The organism is Micromonospora sp. CNZ309 (assembly GCF_002846525.1).
Map to the genome: position 1 here is coordinate 4,236,117 of NZ_PJNG01000001.1, position 15,774 is coordinate 4,251,890.

Genomic DNA, 15,774 nt, shown 5'->3' on the forward strand with positions numbered 1-15,774 from the left:
CGGGTAGAGATCCCGGTCGTGCGGCTCAGGCTCGTGCGGCTCAGGCTCGCGCGGAGGGCTCCACCGGCGGTCATCTCCGAGGGAACTCCTCGCCGACGATCGGCGTCGTCCAGCTCGACCACGAGGTGGACCTGCCCGCCGCCACATCCCAACGACCGTGATACCTGCTTGTCATAAATATGCCTGAGAGGTATCGCCCGCACGGGGCAATGGTTCATCATGTCGGGATGTCGACCAGCCGCCTCGTCTCCCTCTTCGGCCGCGCCGTCCGGCGTCAGCGCGAGTTGAGCAAGCTCAGCCAACGACAACTGGCCGAGCTGGCAGGCGTCAGTCAGGCCTCGGTCGCGCGCATCGAACGCGGCGACCGCGCGCCGAGCGTGCCGGTGCTGGAGCGGCTGCTCGCGGCGATGGACGTCCAGCTGACCGTCGCGGTGGAACCGCTCGACGCGCATCTGGACGCCCGGATCGCCGAGCTGGCCGCCCGGCCGCTCGCCGACCGGGTCGACGCCCTCGGGCTGGACCGGTTCCTGGACAGACTCGGCGACCTGCCGTACGTGCTCACGGGCGGCACGGCCGCGCTGCTCCAGGGCGCGCCCCTACCGGTCGACGCCCTGGAGATCGCGGTCCGCTGGCGTGACTCGGCCCGGTTCACCGCCTGGTTGGACGCGGCATACGGGCAGCGGTGGAACGAGCGCTGGGGCGAGTTCGGCGGGCTGCGGCTCGAACCCGAGGAGCCCGGCGAGCACCGGTGGCAGACCCGGTACGGCGAGCTCCGGGCAACCATGTGCGACGAGCTACCGGAGGCCGTCGAGGTACACCACGGCGGACGCGGCTACCCGGTGGTACCGCTCGTCGAGCTGGAGTTGGCCGATCCGGGCGCCGCCGAGCTGCTGCGCCGCTACCGCAGCGGCGGCGGTGAGCACCCGCCGAGCGGTCAGCACCCGCCGACGTGAGGCGGGAGCCGACCGGGTGCCGGCCCGTCGTCAGCCGGCTGAGCGTTCCCAGTCGACCGTGGGCAGGCCGGCGTCGGCGAGCGCCTTGTTGGCGGCGCTGAACGGGCGGCTGCCGAGGAAGCCGCGCGGGTTCATCGGGCTGGGGTGCCCGGCCTCCAGCACCACGTGCTGCGGGTTGGTGACCAGGGCAGCCTTCTTGCGCGCGTAGCCGCCCCAGAGCAGGAAGACCACCCGGGACTCCATCGCGTCGAGCGCCCGGATGGTGGCGTCGGTGAACTCCTCCCAGCCCCGGTTGGCGTGCGAGCCGGGCGTCGCCTCGCGGACGGTGAGGACCGCGTTGAGCAGCAGGACGCCCTGCGCCGCCCAGCCGCTGAGGTTGCCGCCGCGCGGCTTCGGCACGCCGAGGTCCTCGCCCAGCTCCTTGAAGACGTTGCGCAGCGAGGGCGGCACGCTCACGCCCTCGCGCACGCTGAAGCTGAGCCCGTGTGCCTGCCCCGCCTTGTGGTAGGGATCCTGCCCGAGGATCAGCACCCGGCAGTCGGCCGGCGCGCACAGCCGGTAGGCCGAGAAGAGGTCCTCGACCGGCGGGAAGACGGTGCGGGTCGCGTACTCCCCCGCGACGAACTCGGCCAGGGCGGCGGTGCGCGCCGGATCGAGGTGCGGGGTGAGCACGGCACGCCAGTCCTCCGGCAGCAGCGCCAGCAGGTCCAGGGTGGGGGCGTCGTCGGGCATCGGCAACCTTTCGCCTGTCGGGTCCGTCCCGCGCACTCTAGGCAGCCGGTACGACAGCGCTCACCCGAGGGCGGTCAGGCGCTGTGCCCAGTCGCCGCCGACCGGCTCCAGCTCGACCACCCGGGTGTCGTCGTCGCGCCGGTCGACGCGTACCCGCAGGTGGGCGTCGACGAGCTGCTCGACCAGGCCCTCGCCCCACTCCACCACGGTCACCGACTCGTCCACCGAGGCGTCCAGGTCGAGGTCGTCGATCTCGGCGCGCGGGTCGGCGGCGTCCCCCAGCCGGTACGCGTCGGCGTGCACCAGCGCCACCGTGCCGCCCCGGGCCGGGTCGGGCCGGTGCACCCGGGCGATCACGAAGGTGGGCGAGGTGACGTCCCCGAGCACGCCGAGCCCGGCCCCGACGCCCCGGGTCAGCGCGGTCTTGCCGGCGCCGAGCGGTCCGGTCAGCAGCAGCAGGTCGCCGGCGCGCAGCAGCCCGGCCAGCCGCCGCCCGAACTCGTGGGTGTCCTCGACCGTCGGCAGCTTCACGACGTGGCTCACAGCGCCTCCAGAAACCGGACCAGCGCCGCGTTGACCTCGTCGGCGTGCTCCAGCATCACCACGTGCCCGCTGTCGGAGATCTTGACGAACTCGGCGTGCGGCAGCCGCCGGACGATCTCCTCGGAGTGCGTCACGGGGGTGATCATGTCCTTGTCGCCGACGACCACCAGCACGGGGGTGTCCGCCAACGCGGCGAGCGCCGGGAACCGGGAGTGCGTGGCCAGCGTCCGCAGGTAGCGCGTGACCGTGTCGGCGGACGTGCGGGAGTTCATCGTCTCGACGTACGACACCAGGGCCGCGCTGGGGTGGCGGGTGCCGAAGCCGTACTTGCGGGTGAGCAGCCAGGCCACGTTGGTGGTGGAGCGGCGCGCCCGGTCGATCACGGGGCCGCCGTAGCGGGTGACGTTGCCGACCATGTGCAGCACCGGCGCGCCGACCCGGCCGAGCAGGGCGGGCGCCACCAGCTTGGTCTCGGCGAGCAGGCCGCCCGAGGTGGCCATCAGTACGGTGCCCACGACCCGGTCGCCGAACAGCTCCGGAAACAGCTCGGCGAACGCCATGATGGTCATCCCGCCCATCGAGTGGCCGACCAGCACCAGCGGACCCTCCGGGGCTGTCCGGTCGATCACCTCGCGCAGCGTCCGGCCGAGCGCGGTGAGGTCGTACTCGCCGGTCTCCAGCCGCCCGGACCGGCCGTGCCCGGGCTGGTCGTACGCGACGATCCGGTGCTCGCCCCGCTCGGCGAGCAGCTTGCGCTGGAAGTGGAAGGTGCCCATGTCGAGGCAGAAGCCGTGCACCAGCACCACGGTCGGGTTGCCGGGCACGGGCCGGGTCGGCTCCACCACCTCGACGTGGATGTCGGTGCCGTCGGGCATCTCCAGCCGGAAGGACTCGTCGTGCCGCTGGTCGCCGAAGACCTCGCCCGCGTACGGGTCGGCGGGGTCGGCCTTGAGCTTGCGGACCAGGGCCCGTTCGGTGGCGACGCCGGCCGCGAGCCCGGCGGCGGCGACCCCGACGGCGGCCAGGGCGCCGACGGCCGCCCTGGCGTGCCCGGTACGCGGCAGTGGGATGCGGGATCGGGACGTCACGGGCGCTCGCCGTCGTAGACGCGGGACACGCGGGTGCCGCCGAACCGGGTGACGATCTCGTAGTTGATCGTGCCGACCGCCTCGGCCCAGTCGTCGGCGGTGGGCCCGCCGTCGGCGCCGTCGCCGAAGAGGGTGACGACGTCGCCGGCGGCCACCGGGTCGTCGCCGCAGTCGAGCACGAACTGGTCCATGCAGACCCGGCCCGAGATCGTCCGGCGCTTGCCGCCGAGCTGCACCGGGCCGCTGTTCGAGGCGTGCCGGGGCACCCCGTCGGCGTAGCCGAGCGGCACCACCGCGAGGTTCGCCTCCCGCTCGGTGGTGTAGGTGTGCCCGTACGAGACACCGGAACCGGCGGGGACGCGCTTGGTCAGCATCACCCGGGCCCGGGCGGTCATCGCCGGGCGCAGCCCGTAGCGCTCGCCGGCCACCGGCGAGAGGCCGTAGACGGCCAGCCCGGGCCGGACCAGGTCGAAGTGGGTGTCGGGCCGGGTCAGGGTGGCCGCCGAGTTGGCCAGGTGCCGGTAGCGCGGCCGCAGGCCGGCCTGCTCGGCCATGCCGATCCCCTCGTGGAAGACGGCGATCTGACGGTCGATGGTCGGGTGGCCGGGCGAGTCCGCGTACACGAAGTGGCTCCACACCCCGAGCACCTCGACCAGGCCGTCGGCCTGCGCCTTGGCGGCGGCGTCGAGCAGGGCCGGCCAGTCGGCGACGGTCGCGCCGCCCCGGGCCAACCCGGTGTCGATCTTGAGGTGCAGCCGGGCCGGCCGGCCGGCGGCGCGGCCCGCCTCGACCATCTCGGCGAGCTGGGGCAGGCTGGCGACGCCGAGGTCGACCCCGGCGGCGACGCCCTCGTGCAGCGGCAGCCCCGGCGCGAGGAGCCAGGCCAGCACCGGTACGTCGATCCCGGCCCGGCGCAGCGTGAGGGCCTCGTCCAGCGTGCAGACGCCCAGCCAGTCGGCCCCGCCGTCGAGGGCGGCACGGGCGGCCGGGACCATGCCGTGGCCGTAGCCGTCGCCCTTCACCACCGCCATCAGCTCGGCGCCCGTGCCGGACCTCAGCCGGCTCACGTTCTCGCGGATCGCGTCCAGGTCAACGCGCACCTCGGCCTGCCACATGCCCCCAGCCTACTTTCCGCGCCGATCCCCCCGACCGAGGCCGGCGCAGCCGGTCGCACGCCGGTCGTAGCCGGTCGCAGCGGGTGCCGCGGTCCCCGGTACGGGAACGCGGCGCCGCCGACGCGGAGGGTGCAGCCGGATCAGCCCAGGCGGGCGAGGACCGGACGCAGGGCGTCGGCCACGTCGGGCGCCGTCACCGGACCGCCCCGGGCCGCCTCCCGTCCGGCCAGCCCGTGCAGGTACGCGGCGGCGGCCGCCGCCCGCTCCGGGGGCAGCCCGGCCGCGAGCAGCGCGCCGAGCAGCCCGGCCAGCACGTCGCCCGTGCCCCCGGTGGCCAGCGCGGGGGTGCCGGTCGGGTTGACGTACGCCCGGCCGTCCGGCGTGCCGATCACCGTGCGGTCGCCCTTGAGCAGCACCACCGCGTTCATCCAGGCGGCCAGCCGCAACGTCGCGCCCACCCGGTCGGCGCCCGGTTCCTCCCCGCAGAGCCGGGTGAACTCCCGGTCGTGCGGCGTGACCACGATCGGGGCATCCCGCCTGCGCAACCGGTCGGCGAGCGAGCCGTCGACCAGCAGGGTCAGCGCGTCGGCGTCGAGCACCACCGGCACCGGGGCGGCGAGCACCGCCCGCAGCTCCCCGGCCGCCTCCTCGCCGGTGCCCAGGCCGGAGCCGCAGACCCACGCCTGTACCCGTCCGGCGTCGGCGACCCGACCGGTCGCGATCACCGACGGGTGCCGGCGCAGCACGTCGGCCCGTGCCGAGCCGGCGTAGCGGACCAGACCCGTCGGGCCGGCCAGTGCGCCCGCGACCGAGAGCACGGCCGCGCCGGGGTAGGTCGCCGAACCGGTCGCGACGCCCACCACGCCCCGGGTGTACTTCTCGGAGGCCGGGCCGAGCCGGGGCCACCAGTCGGCGACGTCCGACCACTCGGTCACGCCCAGCGCCGGGCTGCCCCGCAGCCACGGCTCCAGCCCGATGTCGACCAGCTCCACCTCGCCGGCGAGTGCGGCGGCCGGGCCCACCACCAGCGCGGGCTTCAGCCCGCCGAACGTCACCGTCACGTCGGCCCGTACGGCGCTGGGGCGGCCGGAGGCGGTCAGCGGCACGTGGCCGGTGTCGACCGCCACCCCGCTGGGCACGTCCACGGCGACGACCGCGGCGGGGGCGCCGTCGCGGCCGCAGTGCCGTACGAGGCTGGCGGCGAGCTGGTCGGCGGTGTCGCGCAGCCCGCCGCGCCCGCCGATGCCGACGATGCCGTCCAGCACCAGGTCGACGGTCCCCGGCGGCCGGTCGACGACCCGCCCGCCCGCGGCCCGCAGCGCGGCCAGCCCCTCCGCGTGCGCCCGGCCGGGGGTCAGCAGCAGCGCCGACACGGCCGCGCCCCGCCGGGCCAGGTGCGCGCCGGCGTAGAGCGCGTCGCCGCCGTTGTCGCCGGAGCCGACCAGCAGCAGCACCCGCGCGGCGTAGACGCCGCCCCGCTCGGCGAGCAGCAGGGCGCAGCGGCGGGCCAGCCCGGCGGCCGCCCGCTTCATCAGCGTCCCGGCGGGGAGCGTGGCCATCAGGCCAGCCTCCGCCGCGCGTACGTCCGCGACCCGCCACACCTGTCTCATGCCACCCCGTCCCGTCCGACTACCGGCGTGCCGCGAACCGGCCCGCCCCGATCACCGTTCCGCGACCACCATCGCCGAGGCGATCCCGCCGTCGTGCGACAACGAGACATGCCAGCGGTTGACCCCGCGTTCGGTGGCCGCCGCCGCCACCGTGCCGGAGACCGTCAGCCAGGGCCGGCCGTCCGGGTCCGGCACGATCTCGCAGTCGTGCCAGCTCAGGCCGGCCGGTGCGCCGAGCGCCTTGGCGACCGCCTCCTTGGCGGCGAAGCGGGCCGCCAGGGACTCGGGCGAGCGCGGGTTGCCCGAGCGCGTGCGGCGCTCGGCCTCCGTGAAGAGCCGGTCGGCGAGCAGCGGTGTGCGTGCCAGTGCCTTGGCGAACCGCTCGACGAGGACGACGTCGATGCCGACAGCGACGATCACCCGCTCACCCTACCGGCGCGGGCGGACGCACATTAGCCGCCGGTTGCGCGTGCGGCAACGCCTGTGGACGACCGGCCGTGGGCCGCCGGGGCCGCCGTCCACAGGGCACGCGCCGGGGTGTGGACGGCGCCTAGCGTCGCAGCCGTCGATGTTTCCGCGAGGCGGGGGGCCGAGGATGACCGAGGAGCCGTTGACCGTACGACCCGACGTGCTGCGCCGGGCCGCGCACGGGCTCGACGACGACGCGTACCGGCTGGGGCACGGGCTGGCCGGGGCGTCCGGGCTGATGGTGCCGGCCCCGCAGTGGTCGGCCGGTCCGGCGCTGGGCGGGCTGGAGTCGGCCGTGCACGCCTGGTTCTGTGGGCTCGCCGCCCGGGTCGCCGGCACGGCCGGGGCGGTCCGGACGGCCGCCGAGGCGTACGAGACGGTGGACGACCGGGCGGCCGGCCGGCTCACCGCGCTGTCCCGGTGACCGCCCCGGCACCCCCGGCACCGGGTCCGGCGGCCCTGACGTCGGCTCCCGTGGCCCGGGCCGGGCATCCGGCGCGCCCGGACCCTCCGACGCCCCCGGCACCCCCGACGCGTCCGGCGCACCCCGCCGACCGGGCGGCGGACGTCGGCCACCGGGCGGCGGACGTTTCCTACCGGCAACTGTGGGCGGCCGATCCCGACGCGTGGCGGGCCGCCGGGGCCGCCTGGCGGGGGCTGACCGAGCCGGCGGCCCACCGGGCCGGCGAGCTGGCCGCCGGCGCGGCGGTGCTGCGGGGCGGCTGGTCGGGTGGGGCGGCCGACGCCGCCGACGCCCGGCTCGCGGCGCTGCGCGGTGAGCTGACGGCCGTCCGCCCCGCCCTGATCGAGGCCGACCAGGTGCTGGCGGAGTTCGCCGCCCGGCTGGGCGTCGCCAAGGCCCGGCTCGCCGCCGCCGTGGCCCACGCCGAGGCGGCCGGGCTGCTGGTGGACCGCCAGGGCCGGGTCACCGCCGGCCCCGCCCGCGCCCCGGCGACCGCCCGTCCCGGAACGGGCCGGGCCGACCCGGGCGCAGCCGGCGCGAACGCCCCCGGAACCGGCACGGGCGGGTCCGGCGCGGGCGGAACTGGCGCAGGCGTATCCGGTGGGTCCGGCTCGGGCGGAGGGGGCGGATCCGGGACGGACCCGGCCGGGGCGGGGGCGGCGATCCGGGCGGCGCTGGAACTGGCCGGTACGGCCGACCGGGAGGCCGCGGCCCGGCTGGACGCGCTGGCCGACGGCGCCCGCGTGGCATGGGCCGACGCGCCGCCGCCCGGTCGCCCGGCACCCGGCGCCGACCCGGCCACGGTTCGGGCGTGGTGGGCGGGGCTCACCCCGGCGCAGCGCCGGTGGCTGGTCGCGTACGAGCCGGGGCTGGTCGGCCGCCTCGACGGGCTGCCGGTGGCCGCCCGGGACCAGGCCAACCGGTTGCTCCTCGGGGCGCGCCGGGAGGAGTTGCTGGCCGCGCGGCGACGGCTGCTGGAGCGGGTGCCGCGCGGGCCGGTCGAGCTGGCCGGGCTGGCGCGTGTCGGGAAGTCCCTGGCGGGGCTGGACGCGCTGGCCGCCCGCCTGGCCGGCGACGAGCAGCCCCGGGCCTACCTGCTGGGGCTGGGCACGGCCGGTGAGGGGCGGGCGGTGGTGGCACTGGGCAACCCGGACCGGTCGGCCCGGGTGCTGACCTACGTGCCGGGGATGACCTCCGGCCTGCACGACGTGCCCGGCGAGCTGGGTCGGGCGGCCCGGGTGCTGTCCCGCTGCGGCGCGCTCGACTCCGGGCAGGAGGCCGCCGCCGTGCTCTGGCTGGACTACGACGCGCCCGACTTCCTGCACGAGGCGGCGTGGCCGGGCCAGGCCCGGGACGCCGGCCCGGCGCTGCACCGCTTCCAGGAGGGGCTGCGGGCGACCCACGACGACCCACCGGCCCGGCAGACCGTGCTCGGGCACAGCTACGGCTCGCTGGTGGTCGGCACGGCCGCCCGCGACCATGGGCTGGCCGCCGACGCGCTGGTCTTCGTCGGCTCGCCCGGGGTGGGCGTCGCGCACGCGGGCGAGCTGGGCCTGCCGTCCGGGCAGGTCTGGGCGAGCACCGCGCCGGACGACGTGATCCGGTGGGCCCGGTCCCCGGACGAGTTGGCCCGCCGGGCCCTGCTGGGCGCGTCGCCGGTCGGCCCGGCGATCGGGGCACTGCTCGGCGCGCCGGAGCGGGAGCTGTGGTTCGGGCAGGATCCGTCCCACCCGGGCTTCGGCGGGCGTACGTTCCCCAGCGGCCGGCACGGGCACACCGGCTACTGGGAAGCCGGCAACCCGGCCCTCGACGGGATGGCCCGGGTGGTGCTCGGCCGGTGACCCGCGCACGCGGCGGGCCCCCGCCCACCGGCGGGTGGACGGGGGCCCGCGGCGCGGCGGTGCGGGCTACTCGACCGTCACCGACTTGGCCAGGTTGCGGGGCTGGTCCACGTCGTGCCCCCGGGCGGCGGCGATCTCGGCCGCCATGACCTGCAACGGCACGGTCGTGACCAGCGGCGCGAGCAGCGTCGGCGTACGCGGCACGTAGATCAGGTGGTCGGCGTAGCGGACGACCGCCTCGTCGCCCTCCTCCGCGATCACGATGGTCCGGGCGCCGCGCGCGCGTACCTCCTGGATGTTGGAGACCACCTTGTCGTGCAGCATGCCCCGGCCGACCGGGGACGGCACGATGCAGATCACCGGGGTGCCCTTGTCGATCAGCGCGATCGGGCCGTGCTTCAGCTCGCCGGCGGCGAAACCCTCGGCGTGCATGTACGCCAGCTCCTTGAGCTTGAGCGCGCCCTCCAAGGCCACCGGGTAGCCGACGTGCCGGCCGATGAAGAGCACGGTCGGCTCGGCCTTCAGGTCGCGGGCCAGCTCGCGGACGGGCTCGATGCGCTCCAGCAGCTCGCGCAGCTTGCCCGGCATCTCCTGGAGCTGGGCGACCACGGCGGCCACCTCGTCGGCGAACTTGATGCCGCGCACCTGCGCCAGGTGCAGGCCGATCAGGTAGCAGGCGACGAGCTGGGTGAGGAACGCCTTGGTGGAGGCGACGGCGATCTCCGGCCCGCCGTGGGTGTAGAGGACCGCGTCGGACTCGCGGGGGATGGTGGAGCCGTTGGTGTTGCAGATGGCCAGGACGCGGGCCTTCTGCTCCTTGGCGTGCCGCAGCGCCATCAGGGTGTCCATCGTCTCGCCGGACTGCGAGATCACCACGATCAGCGTGGACCGGTCGAGGACCGGGTCGCGGTAGCGGAACTCGCTGGCCAGCTCCACCTCGCACGGGATCCGGGTCCAGTGCTCGATGGCGTACTTGGCGACCAGGCCGGAGTGGTACGCGGTGCCGCAGGCGACGATGAAGATCTTGTCGACGTCGCGCAGGTCCTGGTCGCTGAGGCGGACCTCGTCGAGCATGATCTCGCCGGAGTCGGTGAGCCGGCCGAGCAGCGTGTCGGCGATGGCCTGCGGCTGCTCCTCGATCTCCTTGAGCATGAACCAGTCGTAGCCGCCCTTCTCGGCGGCGGAGGAGTCCCAGTCGATGTGGAAGTCCTTGCCGCTGGCGGGCTGGCCGGCGAAGTCGGTGATCTCGATGGTGTCGCCGGTGATGAGGACGATCTGGTCCTGGCCGAGCTCCACCGCCTCCCGCGTGTGCTCGATGAACGCGGCCACGTCGCTGGCCAGGTAGTTCTCCCCGTCGCCGCGCCCGACGACGAGCGGGGAGTTGCGGCGGGCGCCGACCACCGCGCCCGGCACCGCGGCGTCGACGGCGAGCAGCGTGAACGCGCCCTCCAGTCGCTGGCAGACCACCCGCATGCCGGCGGCGAGCAGCTGCGGCCCGTCGGGGTGGCCGGCGGCGCGCAGGTCGGCGAGCGCGGCGGAGAGCAGGTGCGCCGCGCACTCGGTGTCGGTGTCGCTGGTGAACTGGACGCCGTCGGCCTCCAGCTCGGCGCGCAGCTTCGCGAAGTTCTCGATGATGCCGTTGTGGATCACGGCGACGCGGCCGTCGGGGGCCAGGTGCGGGTGGGCGTTGCGGTCGGTCGGGCCGCCGTGGGTGGCCCAGCGGGTGTGCCCGATGCCGGTGGTGCCGTCCCCGATGCCGATCGGGCTGGCCGCGCAGGACGTGGGATCCTCGGCGGCCCGCTCGGAGAGCACCTTCTCCAGGTTGGCCAGCTTGCCGGCCTTCTTCTCGGTCAGCAGCGCGCCGTCGCAGACGATGGCGACGCCGGCCGAGTCGTAGCCGCGGTATTCCAGCCGCCGCAGTCCGTCGAGCACGATGCCGAGCGCCGGGCGCGCGCCGGCGTAACCAACGATTCCACACATGACCCGCAGCCTAACCTAGTTCCACTCATCGCGCGTGCGCGAAAGCCGGCCAAACGATCAGCCAACTTGAGCGATCGGAGGGGAATCGACACGCTCGGTGACATACTGCCGCCGGCAGGCGGGGGCGCCGGAGCCGCTTCCGGGCGTGGCGGCGGCCCCAGCGGGGGGTTGAAGCCGCGCCGGGAGTCCGTAGGCTGACGGGCGTGACGACCGCCGACGTGGATCCGCTGGTGGCCCGGATGCGTCCGTTCGGGACGACCATCTTCGCCGAGATGTCCGCCCTCGCCGTCCGCACCGGCGCCGTCAACCTCGGGCAGGGCTTCCCCGACACCGACGGGCCGCCGGAGATGCTCGCCGCCGCCGCGCAGGCGCTGCGCACCGGGCAGAACCAGTACCCGCCGGGCCCCGGCATCCCGGCGTTGCGCGCGGCGGTGGCGGCGCACCAGCGCCGGTTCTGGGGGCTGGAGTACGACCCGGACGGCGAGATCGTGGTGACCGCGGGCGCCACCGAGGCGATCGCCGCCGCCATCCTCGGGCTCTGCGAGCCGGGCGACGAGGTGGTCTGCTTCGAGCCCTACTACGACTCGTACGCCGCCTCCATCGCCCTTGCCGGAGCGGTCCGGCGCCCGGTCACGCTGCGTCCCGCCGCCGACGGCCGGTACGCCTTCGACCCGGCCGCCCTGCGCGCCGCGTTCGGCCCGCGTACCCGGCTCGTGCTGCTGAACTCGCCGCACAACCCGACCGGCAAGGTGTTCACCCCCGACGAGCTGGCGCTGATCGCCGAGCTGTGCCGGGAGCACGACGCGTACGCGGTGACCGACGAGGTCTACGAGCACCTGGTCTTCACCGACGCGGCCACCCCGCACGTGCCGCTGGCCACGCTGCCCGGGATGCGCGAGCGCACCCTGCGCATCTCGTCGGCCGGCAAGACGTTCTTCTGCACCGGCTGGAAGGTCGGCTGGGCGAGCGGGCCGGCGGCCCTGGTGTCGGCGGTGCTGCGGGTGAAGCAGTTCCTCACCTTCGTCAACGCCGCGCCGCTCCAGCCGGCGGTCGCGGTGGCCCTCGCCCTGCCGGACGACTACTTCAGCGACTTCCGCGACGGCATGCGGGCCCGCCGCGACCAGCTCGTCGGCGGGCTGACCGACGCCGGCTTCGAGGTGCTCGCGCCGGAGGGCACCTACTTCGTCACCGCCGACGTCAGCGGGCTCGGCAGCCGGGACGGGGTGGAGTTCTGCCGGTCGCTGCCCGAGCGCTGCGGCGTGGTCGCCGTGCCGACGCAGGTCTTCTACGACGACGCGGAGGCGGGCCGGCACCTCGTCCGCTTCGCCTTCTGCAAGCGCCCCGAGGTGCTGGCCGAGGCGGTCGACCGACTGCGTCGCCTGGCGACCGCCTGACCCGCGTACGCCTGACCGTCAGCCGGCTGACCGCCGCGTACGCCTGCCCCGTCAGCCGGCCGCCCGGGTCGGGCCGTCCCGGCGCTGCGACGGCGCGTCCTCGGAGCGGGGCGTCGCCCGGAGCCGGGCGAGCGCCGCTGCGCCGTCCGCGAGCAGCACCGCCTCGGCGTCGTCGACGAAGGCCAGGTCGGCCTCGACGTGCCGGGCCGCCGCCGAGAGCAGCAGGCCGACCACCGGATCGTCGGCCGCGCGGCGCAGCCCGTCGAGGTTGCGCAGCTCCCGCATCAGGTGACCGCGCTGGTTGCCGAGCACCGTCCGCACGGTGGTCGGCTCGCCGGAGCGGGCCGCGGCGGTCACCTTGAGGAAGAAGTCGTCCCGGAACCCGCCGCTGCGCGGGCTGGGCTCGCCGAGCCATCGCGCCAGCTCGGCCCGGCCCTCCGGGGTGATCTCGTAGACCACCCGGTCGGGTTTGACCGGCTGGGGATGCCGCTCGGCCACCACCAGACCGTCGCGGGAGAGCCGGTCGAGGATCTGGTAGAGGTGGCCGATGTTGAGCGGCCCCCACTGCGGGCCGACCGCCTCCTCGAAGGCGCCCTTCAGCTCGTAGCCGTAGCTGGGGCCGCCGGCGAGCAGGGCCAGGACCGCGTGCTGTATCGCCACCGTCAAACTCCGATCCGACCCGAGGCTGGCCGCCCGCCGGGTCTTGCATTGTCACAATGTATCGCGCACAGTGTGCTCAGCACACGGGGAGGCGCGACATGCTCAACATCATCTGGAGGCAGCTTCGCGGCCGTGCGGGACGGTCGGTGGCGCTGCTGCTCGGCGTACTGGTGGCGACCACCGGTTTCGTCGTGCTGACCGGCGCCACCACCGCCTCCCGCCTCGACGTCACCGGCACCGTCGAACGCAACACCGAGGCCGCCTACGACATCCTGGTCCGTCCGAAGGGCACCCGCACCCCGCTGGAGGCCGAACGCCGGCTCGTCCAGCCCAACTACCTCTCCGGCCTCTTCGGCGGCATCACCACGGCGCAGTACGAGCAGGTGAAGGCGGTCGCCGGGGTGGACGTCGCCGCCCCCATCGCGATGCTCGGATACTCCACCGCCCCGGTGCCGACCCCGCTGGACCTGACCGACGCCGTCGACCGCTCGCTCGACCGGCAGGTCATCCGCGTCGACCCCCGGTTCGTCGCCGAGCGCGGCCTCTCCGGCGCGCCGGGCCGGCCCCGCTTCGTGTACGTCACCACCCACCCGTTGATCTACCCCCGCACCGACGTCGCCCAGTCCAGCGACGCCACCCCCTACACCGACGGGCGCACCTATCCGTGGGCCGGCGCGTGCGGGCCCGCGCCCCGCGAGGTGCTGCCCGACGGCCACACCCGGGCCGTCTGCGACCCCCGGTTCGCCCTGGGCAGCCCGGGCGCGTACTCCGAGCGGGAGGAGTGGTCGCTGGTGGCCGCGCGGCTGCTCCCCGACGGCCGGTTCGAGGCCGGCGCGGGCGTCCTCGCCGACGGGGGGACGCGCTCCTCGTCCACCTCGGACCGGCTGCGGATCGCGGTCCACCTGACGGTGCCGCTCCTGCTCGCCGCCGTGGAGCCGGCCGCCGAGGACCGCCTCGTGGGTCTCGGCGGCGCGGTGGTCGACGGCCGGGCGCTGAACCCGGACGACACGGTGAGCGTCAGGCGGGCCGGCTCGGGGGAGGTCCACACCGTGCCGGTGCTCGCGACCAGCAGCCCCTTCGTCGACGAGGAACTGCACGCCAGCTTCACCCGGCTGCCCGCGGCCCGCCCGGCCGGGGTCGGACTCGCCGAGCTGGAACGGGTCCTGGGGCGTGGTCCCGCGCTTCCCGCCGGCGACGCCCGCCAGGACGTCGCCACCGGCTGGCGTACCCGGCTCGCCACGGGTCTCTCCTCGGACGGCTGCTGCTTCGGCCAGCTCCAGACGATGGTGCAGGCCGGGCCGACCCGCTACGACCGGCTGCCCGACGGCACGCTGCGGGTCGACGCGCTCCCCGCGGCCGATCCAACGGTCTACGGCGACCAGGCCACGTTCAACCCCTACCCGCGTCCCTGGCTGGCCGGGGACACGGGGGCGCGGTCGCTGCGCAAGGTCCCGCTGAAGACCGACAGGTCGGGCAACCCGTACCGGGGCTGGCGGGCCGTGGGGGTCTTCGACCCGGCGAAGCTGACCGGCTTCAGTGACCTCGGGCGGGTGCCGCTGGAGACGTACGAGCCGCCGTCGGCGCAGGGCGCGGACGCCCGCAGCCGCGACGCCCTGGGCGGCCGTCCGCTGGAGCCGGGTGGCAACCCGGCCGGCCACCTCTCCGCCCCGCCGCTGCTGCTGACCAGCCTGGCCAGCGTGCCGAAGCTGCTGGCCGGCGGCGGCAGCCCGCAGCTCAGCGCCCCGATCAGCGCGATCCGGGTCCGGGTCGCCGACGTCGGCGGCTACAGCGAACGTTCCGCCGAGCGGGTCCGGCTGGTCGCCGAGCGGATCGCCCAGATCACCGGGCTCGACGTCGACATCACGCTCGGTTCCTCCCCGGCCCCGCAGGCCGTGGAGCTGCCCGCCGGGTCGTTCGGCCGCCCCGCCCTGCGGTTGACCGAGAGCTGGTCGGCGCTCGGGGTTGCCTCGGTGATCACGAAGGCGGTGGACCGCAAGAGCGTCGCGCTCTTCGTACTGGTGCTGGTGGTCTGCGCGCTCTTCCTCGGCAACGCGGTCGCCGCCGCCGTCCGCGACCGACGCTCCGAACTCGCCGTGCTCGCCTGCCTGGGCTGGCCGGCCCGGCGGATCGGCGCGCTGATCCTCGGCGAGGTGGCCGCCCTCGGGCTGGCCGCCGGGCTGCTCGCGCTGGCGCTGGCGGTCCCGCTCGGGGTCGCGCTCGACATCGACGTGGGGTGGCGGCGGGCGCTGCTGGCCGTACCGGTGGCGCTGCTGCTGGCGCTGGTGGCGGGCCTGGCGCCGGCCCTGCGGGCCACGCGTGCCCACCCGGCCGCCGCGCTGCGCCCGGCGGTGGCGACGGTCCGTTGGGTACGCCGGCCGCGCACCCTGGCCGGCCTGGCCCTGGCCAACCTGGCCCGCACGCCCGGCCGCACCCTGCTCGGGGCCGGCGCGCTGGCCATCGGGGTGGCCGCGCTGACCCTGGTCGCCGCCGCCGGGTACGCGTTCCGCGGCGCCATCGTCGGCAGTCTGCTCGGCGACACGGTGTCGCTGAGCGTGCGGGGCGCGGACACCATGGCCGCCGTGGCGACGGTGCTGCTCGGTGCCGCCGCGGTCGCCGACGTGCTCTACCTCAACATCCGGGACCGGGCCGCCGAGCTGGCGACCCTGCGCGCGATCGGCTGGAGCGACGCCGCGCTGGGCCGGCTGATCGGCTACGAGGGCCTGGCCCTCGGAGTGCTCGGCGCGGTCACCGGCGCCGGCCTCGGGTTGGCCGGGACGGCCTGGCTGGTCGGCGCCCTGCCCGGCACCCTGGTCACGGTCGCCGCGCTGGTGGCGGTGGCCGGTGTCCTGGTCACCTCGGTGGCCGCCCTGGTCCCGGCCGCGCTGCTGCGCCGGCTGCCGACCGCCCGACTGCTCGCGGAGGAGTGA

The 15,774-nt window shown here is 75.8% G+C and carries 13 protein-coding genes; 5 read left to right on the plus strand and 8 right to left on the minus strand.

Going from position 1 to position 15,774, the window contains the following annotated elements; genetic code table 11:
* The first annotated feature begins 227 nt into the window (after nucleotides 1-227).
* On the plus strand, nucleotides 228-953 hold the full coding sequence (locus CLT72_RS17540; protein WP_101412761.1) for a helix-turn-helix domain-containing protein: 726 nt from the start codon (nucleotides 228-230) through the stop codon (nucleotides 951-953).
* 30 nt (nucleotides 954-983) lie between these two features.
* Here the strand turns inward: CLT72_RS17540 and ung are convergent, their stop codons facing one another.
* From ung to CLT72_RS17570, 6 genes are all read right to left on the minus strand, one after another.
* On the minus strand, nucleotides 984-1,685 hold the full coding sequence (ung, locus tag CLT72_RS17545; protein WP_101412762.1) for a uracil-DNA glycosylase: 702 nt from the start codon (nucleotides 1,683-1,685) through the stop codon (nucleotides 984-986).
* 60 nt (nucleotides 1,686-1,745) lie between these two features.
* Nucleotides 1,746-2,228, minus strand: coding sequence for a tRNA (adenosine(37)-N6)-threonylcarbamoyltransferase complex ATPase subunit type 1 TsaE (tsaE, locus tag CLT72_RS17550; protein ID WP_101412763.1), 483 nt, complete (start codon nucleotides 2,226-2,228; stop codon nucleotides 1,746-1,748).
* Nucleotides 2,225-3,316 carry an alpha/beta fold hydrolase gene (locus tag CLT72_RS17555; RefSeq protein ID WP_101412764.1) on the minus strand — a complete coding sequence of 364 codons (1,092 nt, stop codon included), beginning with the start codon at nucleotides 3,314-3,316 and terminating at the stop codon, nucleotides 2,225-2,227. The genes tsaE and CLT72_RS17555 overlap by 4 nt, the downstream gene beginning before the upstream one ends.
* Nucleotides 3,313-4,431, minus strand: coding sequence for an alanine racemase (gene alr / locus CLT72_RS17560; protein ID WP_101412765.1), 1,119 nt, complete (start codon nucleotides 4,429-4,431; stop codon nucleotides 3,313-3,315). Before alr ends, CLT72_RS17555 begins: the two co-directional genes overlap by 4 nt.
* A 140-nt stretch (nucleotides 4,432-4,571) precedes the next feature.
* Nucleotides 4,572-6,041, minus strand: a complete 1,470-nt coding sequence (locus CLT72_RS17565; RefSeq protein WP_101412766.1) for an NAD(P)H-hydrate dehydratase — start codon at nucleotides 6,039-6,041, stop codon at nucleotides 4,572-4,574.
* Nucleotides 6,042-6,092: 51 nt separating this feature from the next.
* Nucleotides 6,093-6,461 (minus strand): holo-ACP synthase, encoded by a 369-nt coding sequence (locus tag CLT72_RS17570; RefSeq protein ID WP_101412767.1) that lies wholly within the window; start codon nucleotides 6,459-6,461, stop codon nucleotides 6,093-6,095.
* Nucleotides 6,462-6,636: 175 nt separating this feature from the next.
* Between CLT72_RS17570 and CLT72_RS17575 the strand changes: the two genes are divergently transcribed.
* Together CLT72_RS17575 and CLT72_RS17580 are read left to right on the plus strand one after the other, a co-directional pair.
* On the plus strand, nucleotides 6,637-6,933 hold the full coding sequence (locus tag CLT72_RS17575; protein ID WP_101412768.1) for a type VII secretion target: 297 nt from the start codon (nucleotides 6,637-6,639) through the stop codon (nucleotides 6,931-6,933).
* The gene (locus CLT72_RS17580; protein WP_486484272.1) at nucleotides 6,930-8,813 is read left to right on the plus strand and encodes an alpha/beta hydrolase family protein; all 1,884 of its coding nucleotides are present in this window, start codon (nucleotides 6,930-6,932) and stop codon (nucleotides 8,811-8,813) included. Before CLT72_RS17575 ends, CLT72_RS17580 begins: the two co-directional genes overlap by 4 nt.
* A gap of 66 nt (nucleotides 8,814-8,879) precedes the next feature.
* Here CLT72_RS17580 and glmS read toward each other — a convergent pair whose 3' ends face one another.
* Nucleotides 8,880-10,793, minus strand: a complete 1,914-nt coding sequence (glmS, locus tag CLT72_RS17585; protein WP_088998405.1) for a glutamine--fructose-6-phosphate transaminase (isomerizing) — start codon at nucleotides 10,791-10,793, stop codon at nucleotides 8,880-8,882.
* Nucleotides 10,794-10,996: 203 nt separating this feature from the next.
* Between glmS and CLT72_RS17590 the strand changes: the two genes are divergently transcribed.
* The gene (locus tag CLT72_RS17590; RefSeq protein ID WP_101412769.1) at nucleotides 10,997-12,187 is read left to right on the plus strand and encodes a pyridoxal phosphate-dependent aminotransferase; all 1,191 of its coding nucleotides are present in this window, start codon (nucleotides 10,997-10,999) and stop codon (nucleotides 12,185-12,187) included.
* 51 nt (nucleotides 12,188-12,238) lie between these two features.
* Here the strand turns inward: CLT72_RS17590 and CLT72_RS17595 are convergent, their stop codons facing one another.
* Nucleotides 12,239-12,847, minus strand: coding sequence for a PadR family transcriptional regulator (locus CLT72_RS17595; protein WP_158242038.1), 609 nt, complete (start codon nucleotides 12,845-12,847; stop codon nucleotides 12,239-12,241).
* Between the two features lie 98 nt (nucleotides 12,848-12,945).
* Here CLT72_RS17595 and CLT72_RS17600 point away from each other — a divergent pair, with 98 nt between their 5' ends.
* Entirely contained in the window at nucleotides 12,946-15,774 is a 2,829-nt protein-coding gene (locus CLT72_RS17600; protein ID WP_101412771.1) for an FtsX-like permease family protein, read from the plus strand.

Excerpts from the sequence above, each read along its gene's own strand:
- CLT72_RS17600 (WP_101412771.1), top strand. The coding sequence starts at position 12,946 with ATGCTCAACATCATCTGGAGGCAGCTTCGCGGCCGTGCGGGACGGTCG.
- glmS (WP_088998405.1), bottom strand. The coding sequence starts at position 10,793 with ATGTGTGGAATCGTTGGTTACGCCGGCGCGCGCCCGGCGCTCGGCATC.
- CLT72_RS17540 (WP_101412761.1), top strand. The coding sequence starts at position 228 with ATGTCGACCAGCCGCCTCGTCTCCCTCTTCGGCCGCGCCGTCCGGCGT.
- alr (WP_101412765.1), bottom strand. The coding sequence starts at position 4,431 with ATGTGGCAGGCCGAGGTGCGCGTTGACCTGGACGCGATCCGCGAGAAC.
- CLT72_RS17565 (WP_101412766.1), bottom strand. The coding sequence starts at position 6,041 with ATGAGACAGGTGTGGCGGGTCGCGGACGTACGCGCGGCGGAGGCTGGC.
- CLT72_RS17575 (WP_101412768.1), top strand. The coding sequence starts at position 6,637 with ATGACCGAGGAGCCGTTGACCGTACGACCCGACGTGCTGCGCCGGGCC.
- ung (WP_101412762.1), bottom strand. The coding sequence starts at position 1,685 with ATGCCCGACGACGCCCCCACCCTGGACCTGCTGGCGCTGCTGCCGGAG.